At 57.7% G+C, this 24,824-nt stretch carries 21 protein-coding genes; 7 read left to right on the top strand and 14 right to left on the bottom strand.

Features of this window, described 5'->3' with window-relative positions:
- The 3 genes from ADH66_RS18770 to ADH66_RS18760 form a co-directional block, all read right to left on the bottom strand.
- Positions 1 to 597, bottom strand: coding sequence for a DUF2975 domain-containing protein (locus ADH66_RS18770; protein WP_066537644.1), 597 nt, complete (start codon positions 595 to 597; stop codon positions 1 to 3).
- Positions 598 to 664: 67 nt separating this feature from the next.
- A complete protein-coding gene (locus ADH66_RS18765; protein WP_066537645.1) occupies positions 665 to 1,327 on the bottom strand; it encodes an HAD family hydrolase in 663 nt (220 codons plus the stop codon).
- Between the two features lie 113 nt (positions 1,328 to 1,440).
- The gene (locus ADH66_RS18760; protein WP_066537647.1) at positions 1,441 to 1,878 is read right to left on the bottom strand and encodes a DUF3879 family protein; all 438 of its coding nucleotides are present in this window, start codon (positions 1,876 to 1,878) and stop codon (positions 1,441 to 1,443) included.
- A 206-nt stretch (positions 1,879 to 2,084) separates the two neighbouring features.
- Between ADH66_RS18760 and ADH66_RS18755 the strand changes: the two genes are divergently transcribed.
- Together ADH66_RS18755 and ADH66_RS18750 are read left to right on the top strand one after the other, a co-directional pair.
- Positions 2,085 to 3,257 (top strand): NAD(P)-dependent malic enzyme, encoded by a 1,173-nt coding sequence (locus ADH66_RS18755; protein ID WP_066537649.1) that lies wholly within the window; start codon positions 2,085 to 2,087, stop codon positions 3,255 to 3,257.
- 71 nt (positions 3,258 to 3,328) lie between these two features.
- Positions 3,329 to 3,895, top strand: a complete 567-nt coding sequence (locus ADH66_RS18750) for an ECF transporter S component (RefSeq protein WP_066537651.1) — start codon at positions 3,329 to 3,331, stop codon at positions 3,893 to 3,895.
- A gap of 52 nt (positions 3,896 to 3,947) precedes the next feature.
- Here the strand turns inward: ADH66_RS18750 and ADH66_RS18745 are convergent, their stop codons facing one another.
- The 6 genes from ADH66_RS18745 to ADH66_RS18725 all read right to left on the bottom strand — a co-directional run bounded on the left by ADH66_RS18745 (position 3,948) and on the right by ADH66_RS18725 (position 12,136).
- Positions 3,948 to 4,415: a hypothetical protein gene (locus tag ADH66_RS18745; protein ID WP_157130628.1), complete on the bottom strand. Its 468-nt coding sequence runs from the start codon at positions 4,413 to 4,415 to the stop codon at positions 3,948 to 3,950.
- A 17-nt stretch (positions 4,416 to 4,432) separates the two neighbouring features.
- A complete protein-coding gene (locus ADH66_RS20290) occupies positions 4,433 to 5,344 on the bottom strand; it encodes an HNH endonuclease signature motif containing protein (protein ID WP_157130629.1) in 912 nt (303 codons plus the stop codon).
- A gap of 95 nt (positions 5,345 to 5,439) precedes the next feature.
- Entirely contained in the window at positions 5,440 to 7,209 is a 1,770-nt protein-coding gene (locus ADH66_RS18740; protein ID WP_066537654.1) for an ABC transporter ATP-binding protein, read from the bottom strand.
- Positions 7,210 to 8,991 carry an ABC transporter ATP-binding protein gene (locus ADH66_RS18735; RefSeq protein ID WP_066537656.1) on the bottom strand — a complete coding sequence of 594 codons (1,782 nt, stop codon included), beginning with the start codon at positions 8,989 to 8,991 and terminating at the stop codon, positions 7,210 to 7,212.
- A 228-nt stretch (positions 8,992 to 9,219) separates the two neighbouring features.
- A complete protein-coding gene (gene thrS, locus ADH66_RS18730; protein WP_066537657.1) occupies positions 9,220 to 11,124 on the bottom strand; it encodes a threonine--tRNA ligase in 1,905 nt (634 codons plus the stop codon).
- A gap of 358 nt (positions 11,125 to 11,482) precedes the next feature.
- Positions 11,483 to 12,136, bottom strand: coding sequence for a methyltransferase domain-containing protein (locus ADH66_RS18725; RefSeq protein WP_066537658.1), 654 nt, complete (start codon positions 12,134 to 12,136; stop codon positions 11,483 to 11,485).
- Positions 12,137 to 12,294: 158 nt separating this feature from the next.
- On the opposite strand from ADH66_RS18725, the gene ADH66_RS18720 reads away from it, so the two are divergent.
- The 5 genes from ADH66_RS18720 to recG all read left to right on the top strand — a co-directional run bounded on the left by ADH66_RS18720 (position 12,295) and on the right by recG (position 19,367).
- Positions 12,295 to 12,591 carry a helix-turn-helix domain-containing protein gene (locus ADH66_RS18720; protein WP_066541804.1) on the top strand — a complete coding sequence of 99 codons (297 nt, stop codon included), beginning with the start codon at positions 12,295 to 12,297 and terminating at the stop codon, positions 12,589 to 12,591.
- A 341-nt stretch (positions 12,592 to 12,932) separates the two neighbouring features.
- Positions 12,933 to 14,486, top strand: coding sequence for a ribonuclease Y (rny, locus tag ADH66_RS18715; protein ID WP_407922937.1), 1,554 nt, complete (start codon positions 12,933 to 12,935; stop codon positions 14,484 to 14,486).
- Positions 14,487 to 14,585: 99 nt separating this feature from the next.
- Positions 14,586 to 15,359, top strand: a complete 774-nt coding sequence (locus tag ADH66_RS18710; protein WP_066537661.1) for a TIGR00282 family metallophosphoesterase — start codon at positions 14,586 to 14,588, stop codon at positions 15,357 to 15,359.
- Positions 15,360 to 15,565: 206 nt separating this feature from the next.
- Positions 15,566 to 17,233, top strand: a complete 1,668-nt coding sequence (locus tag ADH66_RS18705; protein WP_066537662.1) for a DAK2 domain-containing protein — start codon at positions 15,566 to 15,568, stop codon at positions 17,231 to 17,233.
- Positions 17,234 to 17,330: 97 nt separating this feature from the next.
- The gene (gene recG, locus ADH66_RS18700) at positions 17,331 to 19,367 is read left to right on the top strand and encodes an ATP-dependent DNA helicase RecG (RefSeq protein ID WP_088364481.1); all 2,037 of its coding nucleotides are present in this window, start codon (positions 17,331 to 17,333) and stop codon (positions 19,365 to 19,367) included.
- On the opposite strand, the gene ADH66_RS18695 is transcribed toward recG, so the two are convergent.
- From ADH66_RS18695 to trpS, 5 genes are all read right to left on the bottom strand, one after another.
- A complete protein-coding gene (locus ADH66_RS18695) occupies positions 19,362 to 21,245 on the bottom strand; it encodes a hypothetical protein (RefSeq protein WP_066537663.1) in 1,884 nt (627 codons plus the stop codon). The genes recG and ADH66_RS18695 overlap by 6 nt on opposite strands.
- Complete coding sequence (locus tag ADH66_RS18690) at positions 21,233 to 21,757, bottom strand: sigma-70 family RNA polymerase sigma factor (RefSeq protein WP_066537665.1); 525 nt, start codon at positions 21,755 to 21,757, stop codon at positions 21,233 to 21,235. The genes ADH66_RS18695 and ADH66_RS18690 overlap by 13 nt, the downstream gene beginning before the upstream one ends.
- Before the next feature lie 72 nt (positions 21,758 to 21,829).
- Positions 21,830 to 23,029: an L-serine ammonia-lyase, iron-sulfur-dependent, subunit alpha gene (locus ADH66_RS18685; RefSeq protein ID WP_066537666.1), complete on the bottom strand. Its 1,200-nt coding sequence runs from the start codon at positions 23,027 to 23,029 to the stop codon at positions 21,830 to 21,832.
- A gap of 12 nt (positions 23,030 to 23,041) precedes the next feature.
- On the bottom strand, positions 23,042 to 23,803 hold the full coding sequence (locus tag ADH66_RS18680; protein ID WP_066537668.1) for a hypothetical protein: 762 nt from the start codon (positions 23,801 to 23,803) through the stop codon (positions 23,042 to 23,044).
- Between the two features lies 1 nt (position 23,804).
- Complete coding sequence (trpS, locus tag ADH66_RS18675; RefSeq protein WP_066537669.1) at positions 23,805 to 24,806, bottom strand: tryptophan--tRNA ligase; 1,002 nt, start codon at positions 24,804 to 24,806, stop codon at positions 23,805 to 23,807.
- Positions 24,807 to 24,824 lie beyond the last annotated feature (18 nt).

Raw genomic sequence — 24,824 nt, 5'->3', positions numbered from 1 at the left:
TTATACCAATCCGTCCACGTCCTCCTGCATCTTCTGCCCCAGGGCGAAGACCTGGGACAGACAGAGCATGAGAACGCCCGCGACTATGTTCCCCATGCCCACGCTGACCTCGGCCATCTCAGGGCCGATAATGAGCACGGCAAGGGAGCTCAGCGCAAAGTGGACCACCGTTATGGAGATGAAGAAAATGCCGATCTCCCTTATCATGCGCACGTTGTCCTTCTGGAAGGGGGTCTTGCCCTGTGAGAACTTAGTGAGCCCCTGGGTGGTGCGCAGCACAAGATTCACGTTGCGGAACACCCAGGCCATAAGCTCCCCGGACATGGCCCCAGCCAGCAGGAAAATTATCATTGCCGCGTTGTTCAGGGTCCCGTCGGAATTGCCGATGACGATGGAGAAGCCGTTTACCGCCAGCTGCTCCCCTATCTCCGGGTCTCCCCGGACCAGCGCGCCCCAGTCGAAGCTCTTGTCAATAACGAATAGCACAAGCCCCACCATCATGCCTATTGCCAGTATCTGGTAGCCCACCTCGAACAGCTTTGAAAACACCGTCGCCGCCTTTGTGAGCATTTCAAAACGCTTTTCCTTATTAGTCATAACAGAGCACCTCCAGTGAGTTTATGGCTCTATTATAACCCGATATATATCGTTTGTCAATACATATTTATCGTTTTTCGATAACTTTTTCGAGCTCCGCCGGGTCCCCCGCCAGGTACATGGCCCCATGCTCCAAAAGCTCCTCCTTAGAGCGGAACCCCCATAGCACCCCGCAGGAGTCCATGCCGGCGTTCTTGGCAGTGTCCATGTCCACGCCGCTGTCGCCGATATAGAGCACCCCGCCAGGGGCAGCGCCCAGCTCCTCTGCCAGGGCAAGCACGGCGGCAGGGTCGGGCTTTGTGGGTATGCCCTCCCGCTGGCCGTGGACGGTGTGGAATATGCCCGGGTACAGCCCGGCCACGATAGCCTGGGTCATGTCGTCGGGCTTGTTAGAGAGTACCCCCAGCTTCATGCCAGATTCCCGCAGGCGGGGCAGCACATAGGGCAGGCCGGGATAGGCCCCCACGAGAGCCATGGGGTCATCGGCGTACCGGCGGTCGTATTCGGCGCGGAACCTCTTTAGCTCCTCCTCTGAAAGCTTGGCACCCACCCGGGCCAGCATCCGGCGCATGAGCAGGTCAGCGCCGTTGCCCACCAGCTGCTTGTACTCGATGGGGTCGATGGGGGGATAGCCGAAGGCCTCTAAGGTTCCGTTGCCAAAGTGGGCGATGGAGTGAAGGGTGTCGGCAAGGGTGCCGTCCAGGTCGAATATGCAGGCGCTATAGGGCATTTATCATTACCTCGATTCTGTAAAGCTGTCTTTATTATAGTACGGTCCGGGCGGTGAGGAGGTGTGGCAAACGAGGAAAAGCCAAAGGCCCTGGCCGGGGCCCTTGAGGAATTCTACGCCCTGGTATCTACCCCCGGAACATAGCCGTCCAGAATACCGGCGTCAAAGGGCTTGCCCCAGTCCCAGCCCGGGTCCTGGCTGTGGACAAATTCCCCCAGGCGGCGGGCTTCGCTGTGGAATATCTCGTTCAGCGTCCAGGACGCGCTGAGACGCTCCTCGGGGGGAAGGGACAGGGTATAGTCCCGAATGGCGGCACTGACGTCCTCTCCGTCGCTGACCCCATAGCCGTTTTTCATGTGGTCAAGGGCAAGCTGCCTGACCTGACGGGCCACAGACTCGTCCACAGAAACTATCCTGCGGAAATCCCCCGCGCCGTTCAGGCTCATGCCCGGCGTGCCGTAGGGATTTACGTGGGGCCCGCTCTGTGCCCTTCGGGTCAAAGTGTTTACCCGCTGCTGCTGTTGGCTCTGTGCTATCTGCTTTACCGTCATATGATGACCTCCCCGGGGATTTTATTCTGTCATATCTTATGTCGGCATTTCCGGGAATAAGTTAAGGGCTTTGATAAAAAGCTGGGAAATAAACATACCAAAACAATATGTAATGGGGAGCTATGTTTGTATAATCGGCCCGGTTGATTTTAGCGTGGCAGAGTGGTATAATGATTTTATCAAGCTTATCTGAATGAGGGATATCCATGGATTATAATGAGAAAGCGTTGGAAATGCACGAGAAATGGCGGGGGAAGATACGCATAGAGACCCCCTGTCCCCTGGAGAGCCGGGACGATTTGTCCGTGGCCTACACCCCCGGGGTGGCGGCGCCGTGTCTCGAGATACAGAAGGACCCGGAGAAATCCTTTACCTACACCCGAAGGGGCAACCTGGTGGCCGTTGTGACCGACGGCACGGCGGTGCTGGGGCTGGGGGACATTGGGCCCGAGGCGGGTATGCCGGTGATGGAGGGCAAATGCGCCCTCTTTAAGGCATTTGCGGAGGTGGACGCGTTCCCCATATGTATACGCTCCAAGGACGTGGACGAGATAGTGCGCACGGTGGAGCTTATAGCCGGGTCCTTCGGGGGGATAAACCTGGAGGATATCGCCGCGCCCAGGTGCTTTGAGATAGAGAGAAAGCTGAAGGAGCGGCTGGACATCCCCGTATTCCACGACGACCAGCACGGCACGGCGGTGGTGACGGTGGCGGCCATGATAAATGCCCTGAAGGTGGTGGGCAAGGAGATAGACAGGGTCTCGGCGGTGGTGAACGGCGCGGGTGCGGCGGGCACAGCCTGTACAAGACTTTTGATGGCGCTGGGGCTCAAAAATGTGGTGGTCTGTGATAAACAGGGAGCCCTCTGCCCGGGGGAGAAGTGGATGACTCCCGCCCAGGCGGAGCTGGCGGAGGCCACTAACCCGGAGAGAAAGCGGGGGACGCTTGCGGATGTGATTAAAGACGCGGACGTGTTCATGGGCTTCTCCGCGCCGGGGTGCGTTACGAAGGACATGGTGCGGTCCATGGCGGGGGACGCGATAGTCTTCGCCTGCGCCAATCCCACGCCGGAGATCTTCCCCGAGGAGGCGAAAGCGGCGGGGGCCAGGGTCGTGGGCTCCGGGCGGTCGGACTGCGTGAATCAGATAAACAATGTGCTGTGCTTTCCGGGGATCTTTAGGGGCGCGCTGGAGGTGCGGGCCAGGGAGATAAACGAGGAGATGAAGCTGGCGGCGGCAAGGGCCCTGGCGGGGATAATCCCGGAGGGGGAGCTCTCCGAGGAGAACATTATCCCCAGCGCGTTCAATAAGGCGGTAGCTCCGGCTATAGCAGGGGCTGTAGCACGGGTCGCAAGGGAGACAGGAGTGGCGCGCATATAATTATGCTAGACTGAATATTCCCGACGGATTCAGGCCGGAAATATATATTTTACTCTAAGGAGTGGTTCTTTATGGAGAAGCAGACTAAAATCTACAAAATATCCGCGGTAGGCGTATTCGCGGCGCTGGTGTTCGTGTCCAACTATCTGAGCGTGCCGGTGCCGGTGGCTATCGGGGACGTTTCGAGAATACACTTTGGCAATATTTTCTGCCTGCTGTCGGGATTTGTGCTGGGGCCCATAGGCGGCGGACTGGCGGCGGGGATAGGTTCGGGGCTTTACGACCTGACGAACCCGGCGTATATAGCAAGCGCGCCGTTTACATTCCTGTTCAAGTTCCTGCTGGCGGCGGTTTGCGGCTGGGCGGCGAACCTGCACGGGTCGCGGGCCGGGAACCATGGGCAGAATGTCCTTGCGGCTGCTGCGGGAAGCCTGACGTATATGATACTGTACTTGGGCAAGGCGTTTGTGCAGGGGCTGCTGCTGGGCAGCGAGATGGGGGCGGTGCTGACGGCGCTGGCGACTAAGACGGTGACATCGGGGATCAATGCTGTGATAGCCGTGGTGGTGTCGGTGCCGCTGTGCGCGGTGGTCAGACTGGCGCTGAAGAAGAGCAGGCTGCTTGAGAAAATGGGCTGAACACAGAGCAAAAGAGAAACCGCTCTATCTTTTAAGGATAGAGCGGCCTTTTTTACTTTTCGCCGAAGTCATATGGCCCCGTACCACAGGCCATCCAGTGGGGCACATCGCCATGGTTCTCAATAAGCCCGTTGAGAAAATCCGTGACCGTTCCGACACAAACAAATCCGTCCGTTACACAAGAGGGGCCTACAAACAGGTACTGGTCCGTGTGGGTCTTGTTCAGGTCAATCAGCAGTACATTGTCCATAAAATAGCCAATCTCCAGGACGTTCTCGCACCAGCCGTCATGATATTTCTCCGCGACCTCCAATGTCCAGGCCATGTCGTTCATCGTATAATCGCCCGCATGAAAAAGCTTAAACCCGTCTGTTATGTTTAACAGGTCAAGATAATCCTCGGGCAAATCATACTTGTCAGTGAATTTACGGAGAAGCTCCGGGTCTGCACTATGGGTATTGCACAGTTCCCAGAAGGAGTCATTCTCAAGTAATGACATAATTTCATGAATGTTTTTCATTGGGTTCTTCTCCTTTGTCATGCATAGCTTTTCCACCATGTTGTGAACTTTGTATGAGTTGCTTTGGGGAGAGGTATTAAATTGCCGTTATCATTTAATCCGCCAAATCCGCGAGGCCTGATATGATGGATGTCATAATTGTCCCAATTCCAAGGGTCTTTCCCATTGTTATATGTGTTATTGAAATATCTTATGAAAGTGTTTCGACCATTCCAATTGATTGGTGTGGTTTTAGCAAAATATGTATAGTATGGTCCGACACAAATTTTCCCCGAGACAGGGCACGTATATTTTGGGTAAGGAGATGCCTTTTTGTTCATAAGGAATTTGACTAAGTCGGCAGATAAGACATCGCCGCACATTGTACCGTCTACTCTAAGCCTAAAATATTTTGTTGTGCTAATGGTAGTTTCAAAAACCGCATTAGTCAAACCGAGTGATGTTATTTTCCAGGTGTTTCTATGAGTATTCGGGGTTTCCGTCCTGCACGTACCATAATAAAGGTTAACGTCGAGGTCTGTTCCCCAGGTTATCAATGTAGCTGCAAAAGTTATAGTAATTTTTCCATTACCGTCTCCTTTCACACTACATAGTAACTTGTCTTGCCAACCTCTTGCTTCAGATTCTTGTTCTGTATTTAATGGGATTGCAGAAACAATAGCTTCTGTACCATCTGCATATGTAACAAGCGTGGCATCATTACTATCGTATACTGCAATTTCCCCATCGGGCGGTAAATAGGGCTCTTGAGAAACAATAGGGTTATCGGGTTCAGAAAAGTATTGTGAATATAAATCTTCTGATGATGCCGATTCCACCGACAAGAATGTGTCATCTGCTTTTGCTTGGACAGGGGAAACAAAGCAAGAGAACAGAAGTGTTAGGACTAAAAGAAATGATGTAAGACACTGAAATTTTTTGTTTTTCATAAATGGCCTCCTTTTATATTGTATTTTTTATCATATAAATGATATAACAAAAGAGATATTTTGTCAATACTTTATTTAAATTAAATAATAAAATCTTAATCCTCCACCTGCGCCGTATACAGCTGGTAATATTTCCCCTTCCTCTCAAGCAGCTCCTTATGGCTTCCCATCTCAGCGATCCCCTTATCGGAGATATACAGTATCCTGTCACAGTTCTTGATGGTGGAGAGCCTGTGGGCAATTATAAAGGAAGTCCTGCCCTTCAAGAGGGCGTTGAGCCCCTGCTGCACCAGCCTCTCCGTCTTGGCGTCTATGGAGGAGGTGGCCTCGTCCAGCACCAGAATCTTCGGGTCGCTGAGCAATGTGCGCGCAAAAGCCACCAGCTGGCGCTGGCCCTGGGAAAGGCGTGAGCCGCGCTCGTTGACCTGGGTGTTGTAGCCGCCCTCCATCCCACTTATGAACTCGTGGGCGCAGACGGTCTTGGCGGCCTCTATGACCTCCTCGTCGGTGGCGTCCAGGCGGCCATAGCGGATATTGTCCATGATGGTGCCGGAGAAGATGAAGCTGTCCTGGAGCATGATGCCCATCTGGCTGCGCAGGGAGTGGAGAGTTACCTTTGAGATGTCGTGGCCGTCTAAAAGCACCTGACCGCCGGTGAGGTTGTAGAAGCGGGAGATAAGGTTCACAACGGTGGTCTTGCCCGCGCCGGTGGGACCCACAAGGGCCACGGACTCGCCGGGGTTTACGTTCAGGTTGAAGTTCTCAAGAACGTTCACCGTGCCGTCGTAGGAGAACACCACATCCTTAAAGGTGACCTGCCCCTTAATGGGCGGCAGCTCCGTGGCGTCGGGAGCGTCGTCCACGGTGACGGGCTCATCCATCATCTCAAAGATGCGCTCCAAATATGCCACGGCGTTTATAAAGGTGTTATAGAGGTTCGACAGGTTAAGAAGGGGCTGCCAGAAACGCCAGGCGTAGGAGGACAGGGCGATGATGGTGCCTATCTGCATACTGGGGCCCAGGACCGTAAGGCCCACGATGTACATGGCCCCCACCACCCACACGGAGATATTGTCCACCGAGACCCAGATAAGGTTGGAGGTGTACTGGGCCTTCATCCAGGTACGGTAGCAGTTCTTATTGAGCCGGTCGTAAATCTCGGCGTTCTCCTCCTCCCGGGTGAAGGCCTGGGTTATCTTCATGCCATCTAAACTCTCGTGAAGGTAAGCGTTGAGGTTGGAGCTCTTATTTGACACGTCCTGCCACGCCCGGCGCTGGGCGGGCTTAATTATCATCACCACTAGCAGGAGCAGCGGCACGCCGGCCATGACCACCAGGGACAGCCGCACGTCGCAGATGAGCATAAAGACGGCTATCAGAATAAGGTTGAATATCTCAAGGACAAAGTTGATGATGCCGTTTGAGAGCGCGTCGGAAACGCTGTTGATGTAGTTTATCACGCGGGTGAGTATCTTGCCGTGGGGGCGGTCGTCGTAGAACTGGAAGGGGAGCTTTTGCAGGTGGGCGAACAGGTCCTTTCTGATGTCGTAGACGATGTCCTGGCCCACGGATATCATATTTTTGCTCCTGGCCCGGCCGAACATGATGGAGGTGATAATGGCCGCCAGCATGACAACGCTCAGCAGTATCAGCTCCCTCCAGTCCTTATTGGGCACGGAGACGTTTATGCCCCTTTGGACCAGCAGGGGCCCCACCAGGGCCGCCGCCGCGGAGACAGCGGAATAAACCAGGGAAAGCGCCATCTTTTTCTTGTGCCGGCCTATGTAGGTACCGGCCCTTAAAAGGTGCTTTATATTAAACGGAGTTTCAAGATTCTCGTCAACGTCAAAGCGGTTTCTTGCCATTTAACCCACCTCCTTAACTGATACCTTCATGTTTTCGTCCTGACCGTTCTGTAATAAGAACACCTCGCGGTAGTAGCCGGGCTTTTGGGACAGCTCTTGATGGGTGCCTACGTCAGTGATGCGCCCGTTCTCGATGACCACTATCTTGTCGGCCCGCTTGGTGGTGGAGATGCGCTGGGCCACGATTATCTTCGTGCAGGGGAAATCGAGATTTGCCAGCTGCTCCTGTATGTACTTCTCGGTCTCCAGGTCCACGGCGCTGGTGGTGTCGTCCAGTATTAAGATACTGGGCTTTACCGCCAGGGCCCGGGCAAGGGCTATGCGCTGCTTTTGGCCGCCGGAAAGGCCGGTGCCCCGCTCGCCTATCACCGTGTCGAAGCCCTCTGAGAGCTTTTCGGCAAAGTCCACATCGGCCATCTTTGCGAAGCGCTTTACCTCCTCCTCGGACATATCGCTGTCGCCGTAGGCTATGTTGCCGTCAACGGAATCGGAGAAGAGAAACACGTCCTGGGTGGCTATACCTATTGCCGAGCGCAGGGATTTCAGGTCGTATCTTCTTACGGGCACGCCGTCAATGTCCACCTCGCCTTTGGTCACGTCCGTAAAGCGGGGGATAAGGCTTATAAGGGAGGTCTTACCCGCGCCGGTGGGGCCCATTATGGCCACAGTTTCCCCGGGGTTTACGGTCAGGTCTATATCCTCCAGCACCTCTGTGCCGTGGAGTCTGAGGCCGGCAGACTTGAACTGTATCTCGCCCTTTATCCTGCCCTTGGACTTCACTGCGTCGGGCCGGGACACCACGGTGGACTTTGCGTAGTACAGCTCGATTATCTTCGAGGAGCTGGCGAAGAAGCGCTGAAGGTCGTTAAGGTGCATACCCAGCATACGCATGGGGTCCGAGAGGGTCCAGGTCAGGCCGTTGAACATGGTGAAGGTGCCGATGGTTATCCTGCCGTTAATGAGGAAGATGCCGCCGACCAAGAGCACCGCTATTGACAGGGACTGGGACAGGGTCTCGATATAGGGGCTGAACTTCAGCCACAGCAGGGAGGAGGTCTTGTTGGCCTCTCTATAGGCCTGGTTCTTCTCATCAAAGCGCTCTATCTCGTAGTCCTCCCGGGCGAAGGCCTTTACCACCCGGTTGCCGGCGATGTTCTCCTGGGCGGCGGTGTTGAGGCTTGAGAGCTTTTCCCGCACGTCTACATACAGGGGGCGCACCCGCTTTGAGAACATATAGGTCAGGAAGAAGATAAAGGGGGTCACGGCCAGCATGGTCAGGGCGAACTGCCAGTCGGTGACTAAAAATGTGATGGCCGTGGTGAAGAAAAGCACCGTGCAGCTTATAAGCTGGCGTATGACCCAGCAGACCGCGTGGCGTATCATGTCCATGTCGCCGGTGAGACGGGTCATCAGGTCGCCGGTGCGGTAGGCCCCATAGAAGGCCTGATCCTGCTCCTGCATATTCTTGTAGAGGTCCCGGCGAAGCTCATAGATGAGCTTCTGGGAGCAGGTCTCGTACATCATGATCTGTAAATAGCCGAAGCCCGTGCGGAACAGCACGAAGCCCACCAGAACCGCCACCAACACAATAAGCTGGTGCATGACCTCGGGGGTGACTGTGCCGGATTCTTGTAAGGGGTAGAACACGGTATCCATGATGCGCGCGGTTATCATGGAGTTGCCCAGGGCTAAGACGGCCAGGGCGGCGGTGGAGAACAGAGCGAACACATACCGGCGGTGGCAGCCCGCCATTCGGGTCCATACCCATCGAAGCTGGAACATTTTGAAATACCTCCTTGCCTTGAAGCAAGCCTCCCGGTTTTGGGAGCGTTGGTTTTTGAAACTCCACCTATTTTAGCGGAAGGAGAGAAAAATGCAAGAGGTTTTAGTGAAAAATTCATTTTTCGGCGGGATGACGAGTTTTTGCCCACTTGGGCGAGCGTTTATGGGCAGAATTGAGCCCCCGCCCTCCCAAGGAGGAAAGCGGGGGCTATGCTTATGAAGCGAGGATTATTTGAGCTCTTTGGTCTTTATCTCCTTCAGGGCCATATCGATAAAGGCCCCGGCGTCCATGAGCCCCATATCGCCCTCCCTGCGGTGACGCACGGAGATGCCCGCAGACTCTATCTCCTTGTCGCCCACCACCAGCATATAGGGTGTCTGCTGTACCTGGGCCTCGCGGATCTTGTAGCCGGTCTTCTCGGCCCGAAGGTCGCACTCCACCCTGAGCCCGGCCTCCTCCAGCTTTGAGGTGAGGGCCTTGGCATAGCCGTGGTGCCGCTCGGAAATGGGCAGGACCACCGCCTGGACGGGGCTGAGCCACAGGGGGAACTTCCCTGCAAGGTGCTCGGTGATAACGCCGATGAACCGCTCAAGGGAGCCCAGCACCACCCTGTGTATCATCACGGGCCGGTGCTTCTGGCCGTCCTCGCCGGTGTACTCCAGCTGGAACCGCTCGGGCAGCTGGCTGTCAAGCTGTATGGTCCCGCACTGCCAGGTACGGCCAAGGCTGTCGGCTATGTGGAAGTCAAGCTTCGGCCCGTAGAACGCGCCGTCGCCCTCGTTTATCACAAAGTCCTTGCCCATGGCGGTAATGGCCTGCTTTAATATGTCCTGGTTCCTCTCCCACTCCTCTACGGTGCCGATATGGTCCTCGGGCATAGTCGAGAGCTCGATGGTGTAGTTGAGGCCGAAGGTGGAGTATACCTCGTCAAACAGGCGCACGGTCTCCTGGATAACGTTCAGCATCTGGTCCGGGGTCATAAAGATGTGCGCGTCGTCCTGGGTGAAGCAGCGCACCCGGAACAGGCCGTGCAGGGTGCCGGAGAGCTCGTGGCGGTGGACAAGGCCCAGTTCTCCCACCCTCATGGGCAGCTCCCTGTAGGAATGGGGCTCGTTGGCGTAGACAAGCATACCGCCGGGGCAGTTCATGGGCTTTATGCCGAAATTGGTTTCGTCGATAACGGTGGTGTACATATTGTCCTTATAGTGCTCCCAGTGGCCGCTGCGCTCCCAGAGCTGGCGGTTGAGCATGATGGGGGTGCTTATCTCCATATAGCCGTACTTCTTGTGGACCTCCCGCCAGTAGTCGATAAGCAGGTTCTTCAGCACCATGCCCTTGGGCAGGAAGAAGGGGAAGCCCGGGCCCTCGTCCCGGAGCATGAAGAGGCCCTGTTCCCGGCCTATTTTGCGGTGGTCCCGCTTCTTGGCCTCCTCCAGCATCTGTAAATGCTCCTCAAGCTGACTTGCCTTGGGGAAGGAGATGCCGTAAATTCTGGTGAGCATTTTCTTTGTGGAGTCCCCCCGCCAGTAGGCCCCGGTTATGGAGGTGAGCTTCACGGCCTTTACCCCGCCGGTGCTCATCAGGTGGGGCCCGGCGCACAGGTCGCAGAAGTCCCCCTGCTCATAGAAGCTTATCTTCTCGCCGTTCCCGCTGTGCTCCTCGATAAGCTCCTGCTTGTACTCCTGGCCGGACATCTTCTCCATGGCGGCAGACGGCTCCAGCTCGAAGCGGGTAAGCGACCTGTTCTCCTTGATTATCTTCTTTATCTCCTCTTCTATCCTGGGAAGGTCGTCGGGGGAGATGGGGGCGGGCAGGTCGAAGTCGTAGTAGAAACCGTTGTCAATGGCCGGGCCGATGGCAAATTTAGTGCCCGGGTACAGCCGGCCCACGGCCTGGGCCAGTATATGGGAGGTGGTGTGCCAGTAGGCCTTCTTGCCGTCCTGGTCGTCGAAGGTGAGGATCTCCAGCGCGCAGTCCTCCGTAAGAGGGGTGCGCAGGTCCTTTACCTCGCCGTTTACTCTGGCGGCGCAGGCGGACTTGTAGAGCCCCATGCCGATGGACTTTGCCACCTCGGCTGGGGTCACGCCCGCCTCAAATTCCTTTGGCTGGCCTTTCAGGTCGATAGTGATCATAGCTTTTCTCCTTTCCGCCGGGACGGGCATAATAAAAACGCCGCCCTCAGCATAAGAGTTCGCTTTGCGAACTCTGCCTGGGGCGACGCAAGCCTTCGTATATAAAGAATTTAAGGCGCACCGCGGTTCCACCCGAATTCAAGACGTTCGCTTGCGCGAAGTCTCCTCAAGTTGGCGTGTAACGGCGCCGCCCGCCCGGCCTTTCGGTGGGTGCTCCAAGGTGGTACCGGGACCGCCGCCGCTGCCCGCGCTCTCAGCGGTTGGCGCGGGCTCTCTGGCGCGGGGGCATGAGGGCCCCGGCTTCCTCTTCACTGCATTTTTACTGTGCCTTAAATTATAGCGCGGCGGTAGAAAAATGTCAAGGGGTTTTACGCTTTGGCAGAAGATAGTATTTCACGTTGAAGCCCCGGGTGTTGTCGAAGCTCTCCAGCTTCGCCGTGAACCCCGCCTCCTCAAAAAGATAGCCGGACACCGGGTGGTTATACACCGCCCAAATGTCCCGGTTCCTACGCTGCTGGCTCTCCAGCATGAACCCGATGACCTTTTCAAAGACCGGTGGGCCGAAGGGGTTGAAGAAATAGAACAGGTCGTAATCGTCGTAGTCGCCGTACTCCATGGCGTTGCCGTATATCACCTGGGCGTCAAGTCCCAGCTTCTCCATGTTCCTGCGGCCAATTTTCAAAAGGCCCTGGTCCAGTTCAAGGCCCGCCACCTTTTTGTAACCCATCTGGGCGGCGCATTTCAGGCACATACCCTTGCCGCAGCCAAGGTCTATGAACCCGGTTTTCGCCGGCTCCAGCGGGACTGTGCCCAAAATACGGCGCATCTCCTTTTCGTCGGTCATGCTGTAGCCGTGGTAGTGCTCCACATTGCGCTGCAGGTCCCCCACGTAGACCATGCTGAAGTCCAGGCCCCGAAGCTTCTCGCCTATGTAGTTCAGCATGAACCGCGCCCAGCGCCTTGCCCTCACAGTGGGCTTGTAATTGCCCGTTGGAAGGTTTTGATTGCCCATTACTTTATGCCTCCTCATTTTTTGTGCCTTATCATTTCCTGTTCAGTATACACCAGGCGATGGAAAAAGTCAACTATTTCAGTATAAAATCCTGTAATAGTGGAATAGAATTCTGTAGAGTGTCCACTATTACAGGACAAAGGAGCGGTAAAATGTATATGCCGGAGATTGGGGAGAGGATAAAGCAGCTGCGCAGGCAGCGGAACATCTCCCAGGTAGAGCTGGCCCGGCACCTGGGGGTGTCGAAGTCGGTGGTGAGTTCCTACGAAAACGCGGTGCACTTCCCGCCCTATGACATTCTTTTAAAGATGGCGTGGCTGTTTGGGGTGAGCACTGACTATATTCTGGGGGCAGGCGGCGGCAGGACGCTGAATGTGGACGGGCTGACCGATGCGCAGATAGAGGCGGTGAACAGGATAGTTGCCGAACTTAGGGCGGTAAACAGGGAGAAATAGGGCCCGGGTATTTTTATTCAAGAAAAATTCATGAATTTCTTGACAATTCCCGGCTGTAGTTATACAATTATACATGGAATGCACTCGGGTGCTTTTTATATACTTTTTTATATATTCACGTACTACTTAAACCTTACAGTCTCCGGGCGGGCGCCTTTCGGCGGGCCTGGGCTGATATGACCGGCAAAATATATAAAAATCGAATAGGCAGCCATGAGCATTTTCCGGGGGATTCCCGGAGAGGCCGGAAAGCTTGATTTCCCAAAGGGAGTATACTTGCCGGCTTAGTACCTGTTTTTAAAAAATCTTATATCAATAAAGGAGGTGCCCGATTGGGCAGTATATCGGTATGGCTGTGTATCGTGATCGCGGTCCTTGCTGCGGCGCTCGCGGGGGCGGCGGCGTTCTTCCTTGGGATCAACTATCGGAAATCCAAGGCTGAGGCCGCCATCGGCTCGGCCGAGGAGGAGGCCAAACGCATTGTTGGCGACGCGATCAAGACCGCTGAGGCCAGGAAAAAGGAGATAATCCTTGAGGGCAAGGACGAGATCCACAAGCTTCGCAACGAGAGCGAGAAGGAGCTCTCCGACAGGCGCAGGGAGATACAGCATCAGGAGCGCAGGAACCTCCAGAAGGAGGAGAGCCTGGAGAAGAAGCTGGAGACCTTAGAGCGCAAGGAGGACCAGATAGACCAGCGCAACAAAAAGGCCGAGGAGCGCTTAAAAGAGGCCGAGGCCGTAAGGAAAAGCCAGTTTGATATGCTGGAGAAAATTTCCAGCTTTTCCATGGAACAGGCCAAGGAATACCTGCTGAATAATTTGGAGAACGAGCTGGTGCACGAAAAGGCGGTAAAGATACGCGAGTTTGAGCAGCAGCTGAAGGAGGACAGCGATAACGCCGCCAGGGAGATAATCGCCACGGCCATACAGCGCTGCGCCGCGGACCACGTGTCCGAGGCGGCCATAAGCGTTGTGCCGCTGCCAAACGACGAGATGAAGGGCAGGATTATCGGCCGGGAGGGCCGGAACATCCGGGCCATAGAGACCCTTACGGGCGTTGACCTTATCATAGACGACACCCCGGAGGCCATAACCCTCTCAAGTTTTGAGCCTGTCCGCCGGGAGGTGGCCAGGGTCGCCCTGGAGAAGCTTATCTCCGATGGGCGCATACATCCCACAAGGATAGAGGAGACCGTGGAGAAGGCAAGGCGCGAGGTGGAGTCCGCCATAAAGCAGGCAGGCGAGCGGGCCGTTCTGGAGGTGGGCGTCAACGGCGTGCACCACGAGCTGGTAAAGCTGCTGGGAAGGCTCAGATTCCGTACAAGCTATGGGCAGAACGTGTTGAACCACTCTCTGGAGGTGGCCTATCTCTCGGGCATGATAGCCTCAGAGCTGGGGCTGAATCCCACCGTGGCAAAGCGCGCTGGGCTTCTGCACGACATAGGCAAGGCTCTGGACCACGAGATGGAGGGCTCTCACGTGCAGATAGGCGTGGAGGTGGCCAAGAAGTACCGGGAGAACGAGGCCGTTGTACACGCCATCGCCGCCCACCACGGGGACGTGGAGGCCAAGACCATCGTGGCCTGTATTGTCCAGGCTGCGGACGCCATCTCGGCGGCGCGCCCCGGGGCCCGCAGGGAGAACCTGGAGAACTATATCAAGCGGCTTGAAAAGCTGGAGGAGCTGGTGTCCTCCTTCGGCGGCGTGGACAGCTGCTATGCCATACAGGCCGGGCGCGAGGTGCGGATACTTGTAAAGCCGGACCTTGTCAGCGACGAGGAGATGACCCTTCTGGCCCGGGAGATATGCAAGAAGATAGAGGGTGACCTGGACTATCCCGGACAGATCAAGGTGAACATGATAAGGGAGAGCCGGGCTGTGGATTACGCCAAATAAGCCGAAGGGGCGCGCTGTGTGTGGCGCGCCCTTTTCTGATACGGGATATTGGGCGGGCCCAGGCATATACTTAATTTGGAGGGAAACGGAGGACATAGTATGGTAAATATACTCTGTGTGGGCGACGTGGTGGGCAGCATCGGCTGCGAATTTTTAAGGCAGCGGCTGCCTGCCCTAAAGAAGCTCAAGGCTATAGACCTGTGCATAGTCAACGGCGAGAACTCCGCGGACGGCAACGGCATAACCCATAGCTCCGCCGCACACCTGCTGGACAGCGGCGCGGACGTTATCACCACCGGCAACCATAGTTTCCGCCGCAAGGAGAGCTTTTCCATGTACGACTCCTGGGAGACTCTGCTTCGTCCGGCCAACTATCCGGCGGCGGCCCCGGGAAGGGGCTTCTGCATAGTGGACCTTGGCAGGGTGCAGGTGGGCGTGGTAAACCTTATGGGCACCATGTATCTGGACAGCCTTGAGTCCCCCTTTGAAAAGCTGGACCAGCTTCTTCGGTCCCCGGATATGCCGAAGATATGCGTCATCGACTTTCACGCCGAGGCCACCGGCGAGAAGCGAGCCCTGGGCTTTTACGCCGACGGCCGGGCCACGGCTCTCTTCGGTACCCATACCCATGTGCCCACCGCCGACCAGTGCGTGCTGCCAAAGGGCACGGGCTATATCTCCGACGCCGGCATGACCGGGGTCATCGACTCGGTGCTGGGGGTGAAGCCGGAGATAATCATCAACCGATACGTGACAAAGATGCCCGCCCGCTTTGAGCTGGCAAAGGGGCCGTGCCGGATGGACTGTGTGATATTCACCGCCGACGAGGCCACGGGGCTGTGCACCGGGGTGGAGCGGTTGAGCCTGACGTAGACGGGGGGCATATTCCGAACCGTTTCCCTGATATATATGCTTTTGACGGACAACGGCCCGGATGTTTTTTCAATAACCGGAGATAATCTCCCTGCGCCCTTGTATTTTTGAAACTTCTGTGTTACAATACTCTAAAATGGTTTTTTGCGCCCCCGGGAGCTCAATATGCGGGTTGCGTATATATCTTATAAGGATGTGTTGCCAAAATGATTGAAGGCGCTATGTTAAGGGACGCGATAATATCAGGCTCCAATAATATTGCCAAGTACCGGGGGCAGGTGAACGACCTGAACATTTTCCCCGTGCCCGACGGGGATACCGGGTCCAATATGTCCATGACTATAGGCGCGGCCGCCGACGAGCTTTTAAAGCTGTCCGACACGGTCACCGCCGGCGAGGTGGCGGCAAAGGCCGCCGCGGCCATGCTGAGGGGAGCCAGGGGCAACTCCGGCGTTATACTTTCCCTTCTGTTCAGGGGCATCTCCAAAGGGTTGGAGAACATTGAAGCGGCAGGCTGCGAGGATATTCTGAGGGCCCTGGACCTGGGCGTGGAGGCGGCCTATAAGGCCGTGACCCGGCCCACTGAGGGCACCATACTCACCGTGGCGAGGGTCGCCGCCGAGAGGGGCCGGGAGGCCCTTACCGAGGGCGCGGAGCCGGTGAACGTCTGGGAGGCGGTCTGTAACGGCGCGGCGGAGGCTCTGGAGGAGACCCCGGAGCTGCTGCCGGTATTAAAGCGCGCCGGGGTGGTGGACGCCGGCGGCCAGGGGCTCTGCCTCATATTCGAGGGTATGCTGTGCGTGTTCCAGGGCGGCGGGGTGATAAGCTCCGGGCAGACTGCCGAGGAGAGAAAGCTCGAGACCGAGGAGTTCTTCCGCTCGGCCGCAGCAGAGTTTGACAGCGAGATAAACTTCACCTACTGCACGGAGTTCGTCATAGGCCGGGACCCGGAGGTGAAGAAGGACCCCATGTCCCTTCGCAGGTATCTGGAGGGCATCGGCGACTGCGTGCTGGTGGCCGACGACGAGGAGATTATCAAGGTACACGTGCACACCGAGGAGCCGGGCAACGCCCTTCAGAAGGGCCTGAGCTTTGGCCAGCTGCTGTCGGTGAAAATAGACAATATGCGCGAGCAGCACAGAAAGCTCGGCGAGTCACAGACCCCGGCGGAGCCGGAGCCCGCGCCCGCCCTGGAGCGGCAGGAACCCACGGAGGAGCTGGGCTTCATCTCAGTAGCCGCCGGCGAGGGGCTCAAGAGCCTGTTTTTGGAGCTGGGCTGTACTGTGGTGGTAAGCGGCGGACAGACCATGAACCCCAGCACCGAGGACATTTTAAGCGCTGTGCTGGCCACTCCGGCCAAAAAGGTCTTTGTGCTGCCTAATAACAAGAATATACTTCTGGCCGCAGAGCAGACCATACCCCTTGCGGAGGACCGGGAGGTAATAGTCCTGCCCACCAAGACCCTCCCCCAGGGGCTTTCCGCCATGCTGGCCTTTGACCCGGACGCGGGGGCGGAGGAGAACAGGACCGCTATGATGGAGGCCGCGGGGAAGGTGGACACCGGCCTTGTGACCTTTGCCGCCAGGGACTCCGAGTTCGGCAGCGAGGCCATCAGGAAGGGCGATATACTGGGCCTTAAAAACGGCAAGCTGGATTATATAGAGAAGGACCCGGTGTCCACCTGTGTGCGGGTGGCAAGATCCCTTACGGGCAAACAGACCTCGTTTATCACCCTTATCTACGGCGAGAGCATTACCGAGGAGCAGGCAAGGGAGGCAAAAAAGCAGCTGGCCGCGAAGGTGCACTCGGACGTGGAGATAACTTTGGTGAACGGCGGCCAGCCGGTGTATTACTTTATCATCTCGGTGGAGTGACCAACAGATACGGAAAATTTTGCGGGGGAGGGACAGAGAGTCTGTTTTAAAACAGGCTCTTGCCCTCTCCCGCTTCACGGTTTGGGGGAGAAGTCTTGTGCAGCCGCTTTTTGATATGGATATACAGAAACTCAAGGGCGTGGGGAAAAAGCGCGCGGAGCTCTTTGGAAAACTGGGCGCGCCCACGGTGGGGGACCTGCTGCGGCTGTACCCCAGGGACTATCAGGACTGGTCGGGGGTAACGCCGATCTCCGATGCGGGGACAGACGAGGTCTGCGTGGTGCGGGGAGAGGTCGTGGCCCCGCCCACGGAGCAGCGCATACGGGGGGGAAAACTTATGCACCGCTGCACTGTCACCGACGGCGAGGCGGACATGAGGCTGACCTTCTTCAACAACAGGTATATCCCCGGCCTGCTGAAGGAGGGGGAGACATATCTTTTCAGGGGCAGGGTAAGCTATACCGGGCGCACCCCCGCTATGGTGTCGCCGGAGTTCTCCCCAGAGGACAGGAGCGCGGAGATAGTGCCCATATACCCGGCTACCCAGGGGCTTGCCACCCGGAGCGTTGCCCAGGCGGTAAAGAGCGCCCTGGCATTGCTGCCGGACACACTGGAGGACCCCCTTCCCCCGGAGATAAGAGAGCGGTATAAGCTCTGCTACCTGGGCTATGCCCTTGAGAACATACACTTCCCAAGGACAAAGGAGGACCTGGAGATAGCAAGGCGCAGACTGGTATTTGAGGAATTCCTGGTTTTGCAGCTGGGGCTTATGGAGATAAAGAGCGGGAACCGACAGGAGAATCTCCACCCCCTCCCGGGGGACTTTCCCGAGGACTTCACAAGGCTCCTGCCCTTTAAGCTCACCGGGGCCCAGCAGCGGGCCATCGCGGAGGGCATAAAGGATATGTCCGGGCCCGCCACCATGAACCGGCTGGTCCAGGGGGACGTGGGTTCCGGCAAGACCGCCGTGGCGGCGGCTTTATGCTGGCCGGTGATAAAATCGGGGCGGCAGGCGGCCCTGATGGCCCCCACGGAGATACTGGCCTCCCAGCACTATAAGTCCCTTTCGGGACTTTTGGAGCCCGCCGGCATACGCTGCGGCTTACTCACCGGCGGGGCAGGGGCCCGGCAGCGGCAGGTCCGGGAGGGGATAAGCTCCGGGGACATAGAGCTTGTGATAGGCACCCACGCCCTTATCAGCGAGAAGGTGGAGTTTCATAAGCTGGGCCTTGTGATAACCGACGAGCAGCACCGCTTCGGAGTAAAGCAGCGCATGGCCCTGGCCCAGAAGGGGGCCTCCCCCCATATGCTGGTCATGAGCGCCACGCCAATACCCAGGACCCTGGCCCTGATGGCCTACGGCGACCTGGACGTGTCCGTGCTGGACGAGCTGCCTCCGGGCCGGCAGGAAATAGCCACATACCTTATCACCCCGGATAAACGGGAGCGGGCCTTCGGGTACGTGCGGGAGTTTTTGAAGGAGGGGCGGCAGGGCTATCTTATCTGCCCGCTGATAGAGGGGGACGAGAGCGGCATGATGAGCCTTGAGGAGTACCTTCCAAGGGTCCGGGCGGCCTTTCCGGGGGTGGCGGTGGCGGCGCTGCACGGCAAGATGAAGCCCCAGGAGAAGGAGCAGGCCATGGCGGACTTCGCCCGGGGGGACACAAAGCTCTTGGTAGCCACAACTGTGGTGGAGGTGGGCATGGATGTGCCCAACGCCGCCATAATGCTCATAGAGAACGCCGAGCGCTACGGCCTGTCCCAGCTGCACCAGCTAAGGGGGCGCATCGGCCGGGGGAAGTACCAGTCGGCCTGCATACTCATAAGCGCGGCGAAGAACCCTGAAAGCGTGGAGCGTCTGAAGGTCTTTAAAAGCACCAACGACGGCTTCACCATAGCCGACGCGGACCTGAAGCTGCGGGGCCCCGGGGACTTCTTCGGCCAGCGTCAGCACGGCCTGCCCCAGCTGAAGATAGCCGGCATATCCATGGACATGGAGCTTTTGCGGGAGGCACAGAAGTGCGCCCGGCGGATATACCGCTCGGGCGCACTGGAGGGTTGCGATTATAAGCTTTTAAGGGACGAGATACGAAGGCTTTTTGAGAAGACGGGAAGTGAAAGGATCGCCCTATAGCACAGACTCGGACCCGGAGACGCTGGCGTTGTCGGAGACCTCTTTATATTTTTTGCCCAGGAGCTTTTCCTCGGTTTCGATCAGTGCGATGCTGAGGTCCGGGATTATTACCTTTTGAGTTATTGTGTCCACAAGCTCAAGGCGGTCGAAGGGCACATAGCCCATGGTCTCGGCCACATAGGCGGGATAGGCTATGGTCACGGCGGTATCCAGGTACTCACGGCCAGCAAAATAACGGTAGCCGGTATAGGACGAATCATAGCCGTCCTTATAGTCTCCACCCAAAACGAAAGTGAACGAGCGGTACACGGTGTCCTCCAGATAGCAGTTTACCGTGAGTTCCCTTCCGCTTTTTTCCGACGGGGCGCTTATTACAAAGTGGGCAAGAGGGTCGGCTCCGACGTTGATGTTATCGAGGGAGTTTTCAGAGGGCAGAAGCAGCAGATCGTCATAGCCTGACTCCAGGAGCCGCTCCGAAGTGGTTTTTGACGCGTCGCCCTTTTCACAGCCCTCCTCAAGATAGTTCTCGCTGGCATAGGCCCTGCCGGTATTTAGGTCAATAGTAAACTCGGCGGTTACCCGGCTGCCGTACCCAGGGACGACCCCGTATTCCGGGGGGAACTCATAAAGGGTCAGCACCAGCAGGCTCTTCAGCTCCCTGGGGTCCGCCTTATCGTCCGCGACCGTGAAGGTATAGCGCATATCCGCCTGGCCGGAAAGCTCCGGGTCGGTGTCGCTCTTGTTCTCGAGCGAAGCATTACTGTAGATAAATTTCTCTCCATCGGGGCCCTGGCAGGTAAGACGGGCGTAGAAACCCAGGGGCAAGCCATCAAATTCGCCATTCCCAGGCAATATATCCTCCGCAAGCCCCAGATATGGCAGGCTTACGTCCACCACCACCCTGCTCGGACTGTAGTCCACCGATTTCAGAGTCACCGGGCCGTCGGAGGCCTGTAGGCTGAACGCCCGGTTTTTGTCTTTTGTCACCGGCAGGGTAATGGTGGCCTCAAAGCCCGGGCTCCAGCTGTATATGCCGCTGGTGTCATATTCGCCCATGTTTGCGGTAAGGTCAGGTATGCTGATATCCACCTTCAGTTCCTCCCCCGCCTGCAGGTCCTCAAGGTCCAGGAGCCAGCGGGCGCGGAGCCCGTCCTCGCCGTCGGGCATAAAGGCTGATAACGCGTCCCCCTCCACCCCGTGGGAGTCTTCGCCTGAGTGGATTTTTACGGAGCAGGTATTGTCCAGGTATTCCTCGCCGTACTCATTGAGCCCTACGGTGGCGGGCCATAAGGGCACGTCCCCCACCCGGCCCATATTTTTGCATATCGCGTAGAAATCCTCCCCGGGAGAGAGCGATAGGTCAAGCAGCAGGGACTTGCCGTCGCTCCAGGCGTCCTCCACCACAAGGAGCCCGTCAAAGTCGCCGCGGCTCAGTACAGTCACCGGCTGGAACTCCGGCTGGGGCGTAGGTTCGGCGGTGGGCAGGGGGCAGGGGGTGGGGCTGCCGTTCATGGCGGCGAATACCGACCCAAGGCCCGGCAAGGCCTCGGTAAGCTGCGGGTGGGTGGTGTTAAGCCCCAGAAGGGCCGCAAAGGTCACGGCCAGCACCGCCGCGGCGGTGGCCATGCTGCGGACGGCCCTGAGCACCGGGCGGCGCAGTACGGGCAGCGTATCGGGCAGGCTGTCAAGGGTCTTTTGGGTGCGCCGCTGCAGACGGCGGGGCACCTCCGCCACGCCGTATTCCTCGGCAAGTGCGGCCCTAAAGGCCCTGTCCCTGCCCATGGGGACGCGGGGCTTGGGCTCTTTAGGCTCGCGCTCGGGCGGCCTGCGCCTGGGCAGCTTTGGCTCAGGCTTTTTCATATGCTTCATCTCTGCCACTGTGAACCCGCCTCCTCTCTGGCGCTGATTATCTCCCTAAAGCGCTTGCGCCCGCTTGACAGCCGCATTTTCGCCGCGCCCTCCGTGATGGACAAAAGCCTTGCTATCTCCTTCACCGGCAGGTCGTTTAAGTAGAACAGGGTAAGTATCAGCCGGTCGTTCTCACTGAGGGCCTTCAGCGCCTGCTGAACGTCCAGGGGGGTGTCCATGTCCTCCTCCCTTGGCTCCTCGGGGAGCACGTCCAGGGGATAGAGCCCCTTCTGCTGTCGGAGTATATCGTAGCAGCAGTTTATAACTATGCGCGTAAGCCAGGTCTTGAAGAACTTTACCTTTCTCAGGGTGCAGAGCTTGTCAAAGGCCCGGCAGATGGCCTCCTGCACGGCGTCCTCCACGTCGGCCTCCTGGTGGAGTATGGCCTTGGCAGCGCGGTACATGGAGAGCTGGTTCTCCTCAATAAGGCGGACAAACGCCGCCTTGTCCCCCGATTGGGCCTTTCGCACCAGCCGGTCCATGTATCCATCACCCCCTTATCCTGTATATTAGACTGTCACAGCAGACAAAAGGTAAGCCCGCCGTGACATTTTTTATTCGGTATAGACCTTCGCCAGCCCGCCCTCGCTGGTCTCCCGATACTTGCTGAACAGGTCCCGGCCGGTCTCGTACATGGTCTTCACCACCATGTCAAAGCTTATCTTCCTGGTATAGGTTAAAAAGTTCGCAAGGCTCAAAGCGTTTATGGCCCGCATCCCCGCCACGGCGTTGCGCTCGATACAGGGTATCTGCACAAGGCCCCCTATGGGGTCGCAGGTCAGCCCTAAGTGGTGCTCCATTGCCACCTCGGCGGCGTACTCTATCTGGTCCATGTCCATATGGTATATCTCCGCCAGCCCCGCCGCCGCCATGGAGCAGGCGCTGCCTATCTCCGCCTGGCAGCCGCACTCCGCGCCGGAGATGGAGGCGTTGGTCTTTATCACGTTGCCTATAAGCCCGGCCACAGCCAGGCCCTTGAGCATGTCCCGGTCGGAGAAGCCCTGCTGCTCCTGCTTATAGAGCATAACCGCGGGCAGCACCCCGCAGGCCCCGCAGGTGGGGGCGGTGACTATAACGCCGCCCCCGGCGTTCTCCTCGCTGACGGCAAAGGCAAAGGCGCAGACCTTGCGGTTCTCCCTGGTCTCCTTGCTCTCGTCCATATGGCGCTGGCGGTTAAGGTACATGGCCTTGCGCTGTACCCCCAGCCCCCCGGAGAGCTCGCCGTCCCGGCGTATACCCCGATAGACGGCCTCCTTCATCGTCTCCCAGACGTCCCCGAGATAATCCCATATCTCCGGGCCCTCGCACTGCTCCACATACTGCCAGAGGTAGATGTCCTTCTCCCGGCAGTAATTTTTTATGTCCGTGAATTTACTCAGGGGGTACACCTTGGGCGGGTCGGCGTCGGGCCGGCCCTCGAGGGCTATCTTCCCCCCGCCCACGCTCATGACCCGCCAGAGCCCCAGGCGCTCGCCCCTCTGAAAAGCCTCAAGGGTCATGGTGTTGGGGTGCGGAAGACCGGCGGTCTCCGTGTCGAAGATTATCTGGGACGGCAGGGGCTCCAAAGCCTCCTTCACCGCCACGTCCGTAAGATGTCCCCGGCCGGTTTTCGCCAGGGAACCGAACAGGGTTACCTGGAAGCTGTCCGCCCCGGGGTATGCCGCCCGAAAGCGCTGGGCGGCGAAGCTGGGCCCCATGGTGTGGGAGCTGGAGGGGCCCCGGCCTATCCTGTAGAGCTCTTTTAAAGATTCCATACGGTCCTCTCCTTAATTTACCAAGGTGTATTCTTTGAACCGGCGGGAGAACTCCCCGTCGGCAAGATTGGCAAAGGTTTCCGGCTGCGAGCCGGGGGAACCCAGCCCCGCCGCTTTCCAGTCCGCGGCCCATATGAGGTACGGCTCCAAAGGGAGTCTGTCCCGAACCTTCATATGGCAGCCGTCCCGGAGCAGCAGGCCGTCCCGGGCCATGAGGGCCGCGTCAAAATAGAGCCTTGCCCCGGCGAGATAGTCTATATGAGGGTCCGTGCAAAGGTGCCCCTTCTGCTTTGAGCTGACAATAAGCTCGCCGGTAACTCCGCCGCCGAACATGATATAGTCTCTGAAATCCTCCGGGTCCCCCAGGGCCGCCCCTATGGGCTCCTGTTCCCGGAGGGCTCCCCGGGCTTTAAGGGTGTTCCAGCTCAGAAGCTCTCCCTCCTCGCGGATAGAGTCCCAGCTTTCTGTAGTCGTGCTGTGCACAAGCACCCGGGGCTCCTTGGCACGAAGGTATGGGTCGTTATAGCTATGCGTGGGTTCACCGTTGCTGAACCCGGTATAATGTTCCAGCATATCCTCCCTGTCACGCCGGTCCAGGGCCAGTTCAAAGGGGATACCCATAGCTTCATGGAAGCTGAGAAAATCCCCCGCCGCCATGCGCCAGTCCGGGTGGCCGGGACGGCTCAGGCGTATGGAGTATACGCCGTCCCCCTGGTCCCCGCATATTAGCTGGAACCCGGGCTCTTCTGTTAGCTCCAGCCTGCGCCCGGGCATATCAGCTCACCAGCCCCACCTTGCGCATGACCTTACTGAGGGTCCGCTGGGCAAGGGCCGCGGCCCTTGGGGCCTGCTCCCGATAGGTCTTCTCCAAAAATTCCTTGTCGGCGAGGAGCTCGTGATAGCGCTCCTGTATCGGGCGGAGCTCAGAGATGACGGCCTCCGCCACGGCGGGCTTGAAGTCGCCGTAGCCCTTGCCCTCGAACTCCCGCTCTATCTCCTCCATGGTCTTGCCTGTGACGGCGGCGTAGATGTTCATAAGGTTGTTGACCCCCTCCTTACCCTCGGCAAAGCGCACTTCAGAGCCGCTGTCGGTCTTGGCCCGCTTGAACTTGCGCAGGATGGTGTCCGGGTCGTCCAGTACGGAGATGTTGCCGTTTTGGTTCTCGTCGGACTTTGACATCTTGCTCAAGGGGTTCTGCAGGGACATGACCCTGGCGCCATGCTTTGGTATCAGGGGCTCGGGCACGGTGAAGGTGTCGCCGTATATGCCGTTGAAGCGCTCGGCGATATCCCTTGCTATCTCCACGTGCTGCTTCTGGTCGGCCCCCACCGGGACGAAATCCGCCTGATACAGCAGTATATCCGCCGCCATCAGGCAGGGGTAAGTGAAAAGTCCGGCGTTGATATTGTCGGCGTGCTTGGCGGACTTATCCTTGAACTGGGTCATCCTGGAGAGCTCCCCGAACTGGGTGTAGCAGTTTAAAAGCCATGCGAGCTGGCTGTGCTGGGGCACCTGGCTCTGGATGAAAAAGACGGTCTTCTCCGTGTCCAGACCCATGGCCAGAAGCCAGGCGTAGGCCTCCTTGGTGTACCTTCTGAGCTCCGCTGGCACCTGCCGGACCGTCAGGGCGTGCAGGTCCGCAAGGGCATATACGCACTGGTAGCCCTCGTCCTGGAGCTTGATGTGGTTTCTAAGGGCCCCAAGATAGTTGCCCAGGGTAAAGGTGCCCGTGCACTGGTACATACTTAATATACGCTTTTTCTCTTGATTTTCCATTGATATGTCTCCCAACTC

The sequence above is a fragment of the Acutalibacter muris genome, from assembly GCF_002201475.1.
In the GTDB taxonomy this organism is placed as follows: domain Bacteria; phylum Bacillota; class Clostridia; order Oscillospirales; family Acutalibacteraceae; genus Acutalibacter; species Acutalibacter muris.
The sequence above is the reverse complement of the archived record's forward strand: the minus strand, read 5'-3'. Positions and strand labels throughout refer to the sequence as shown.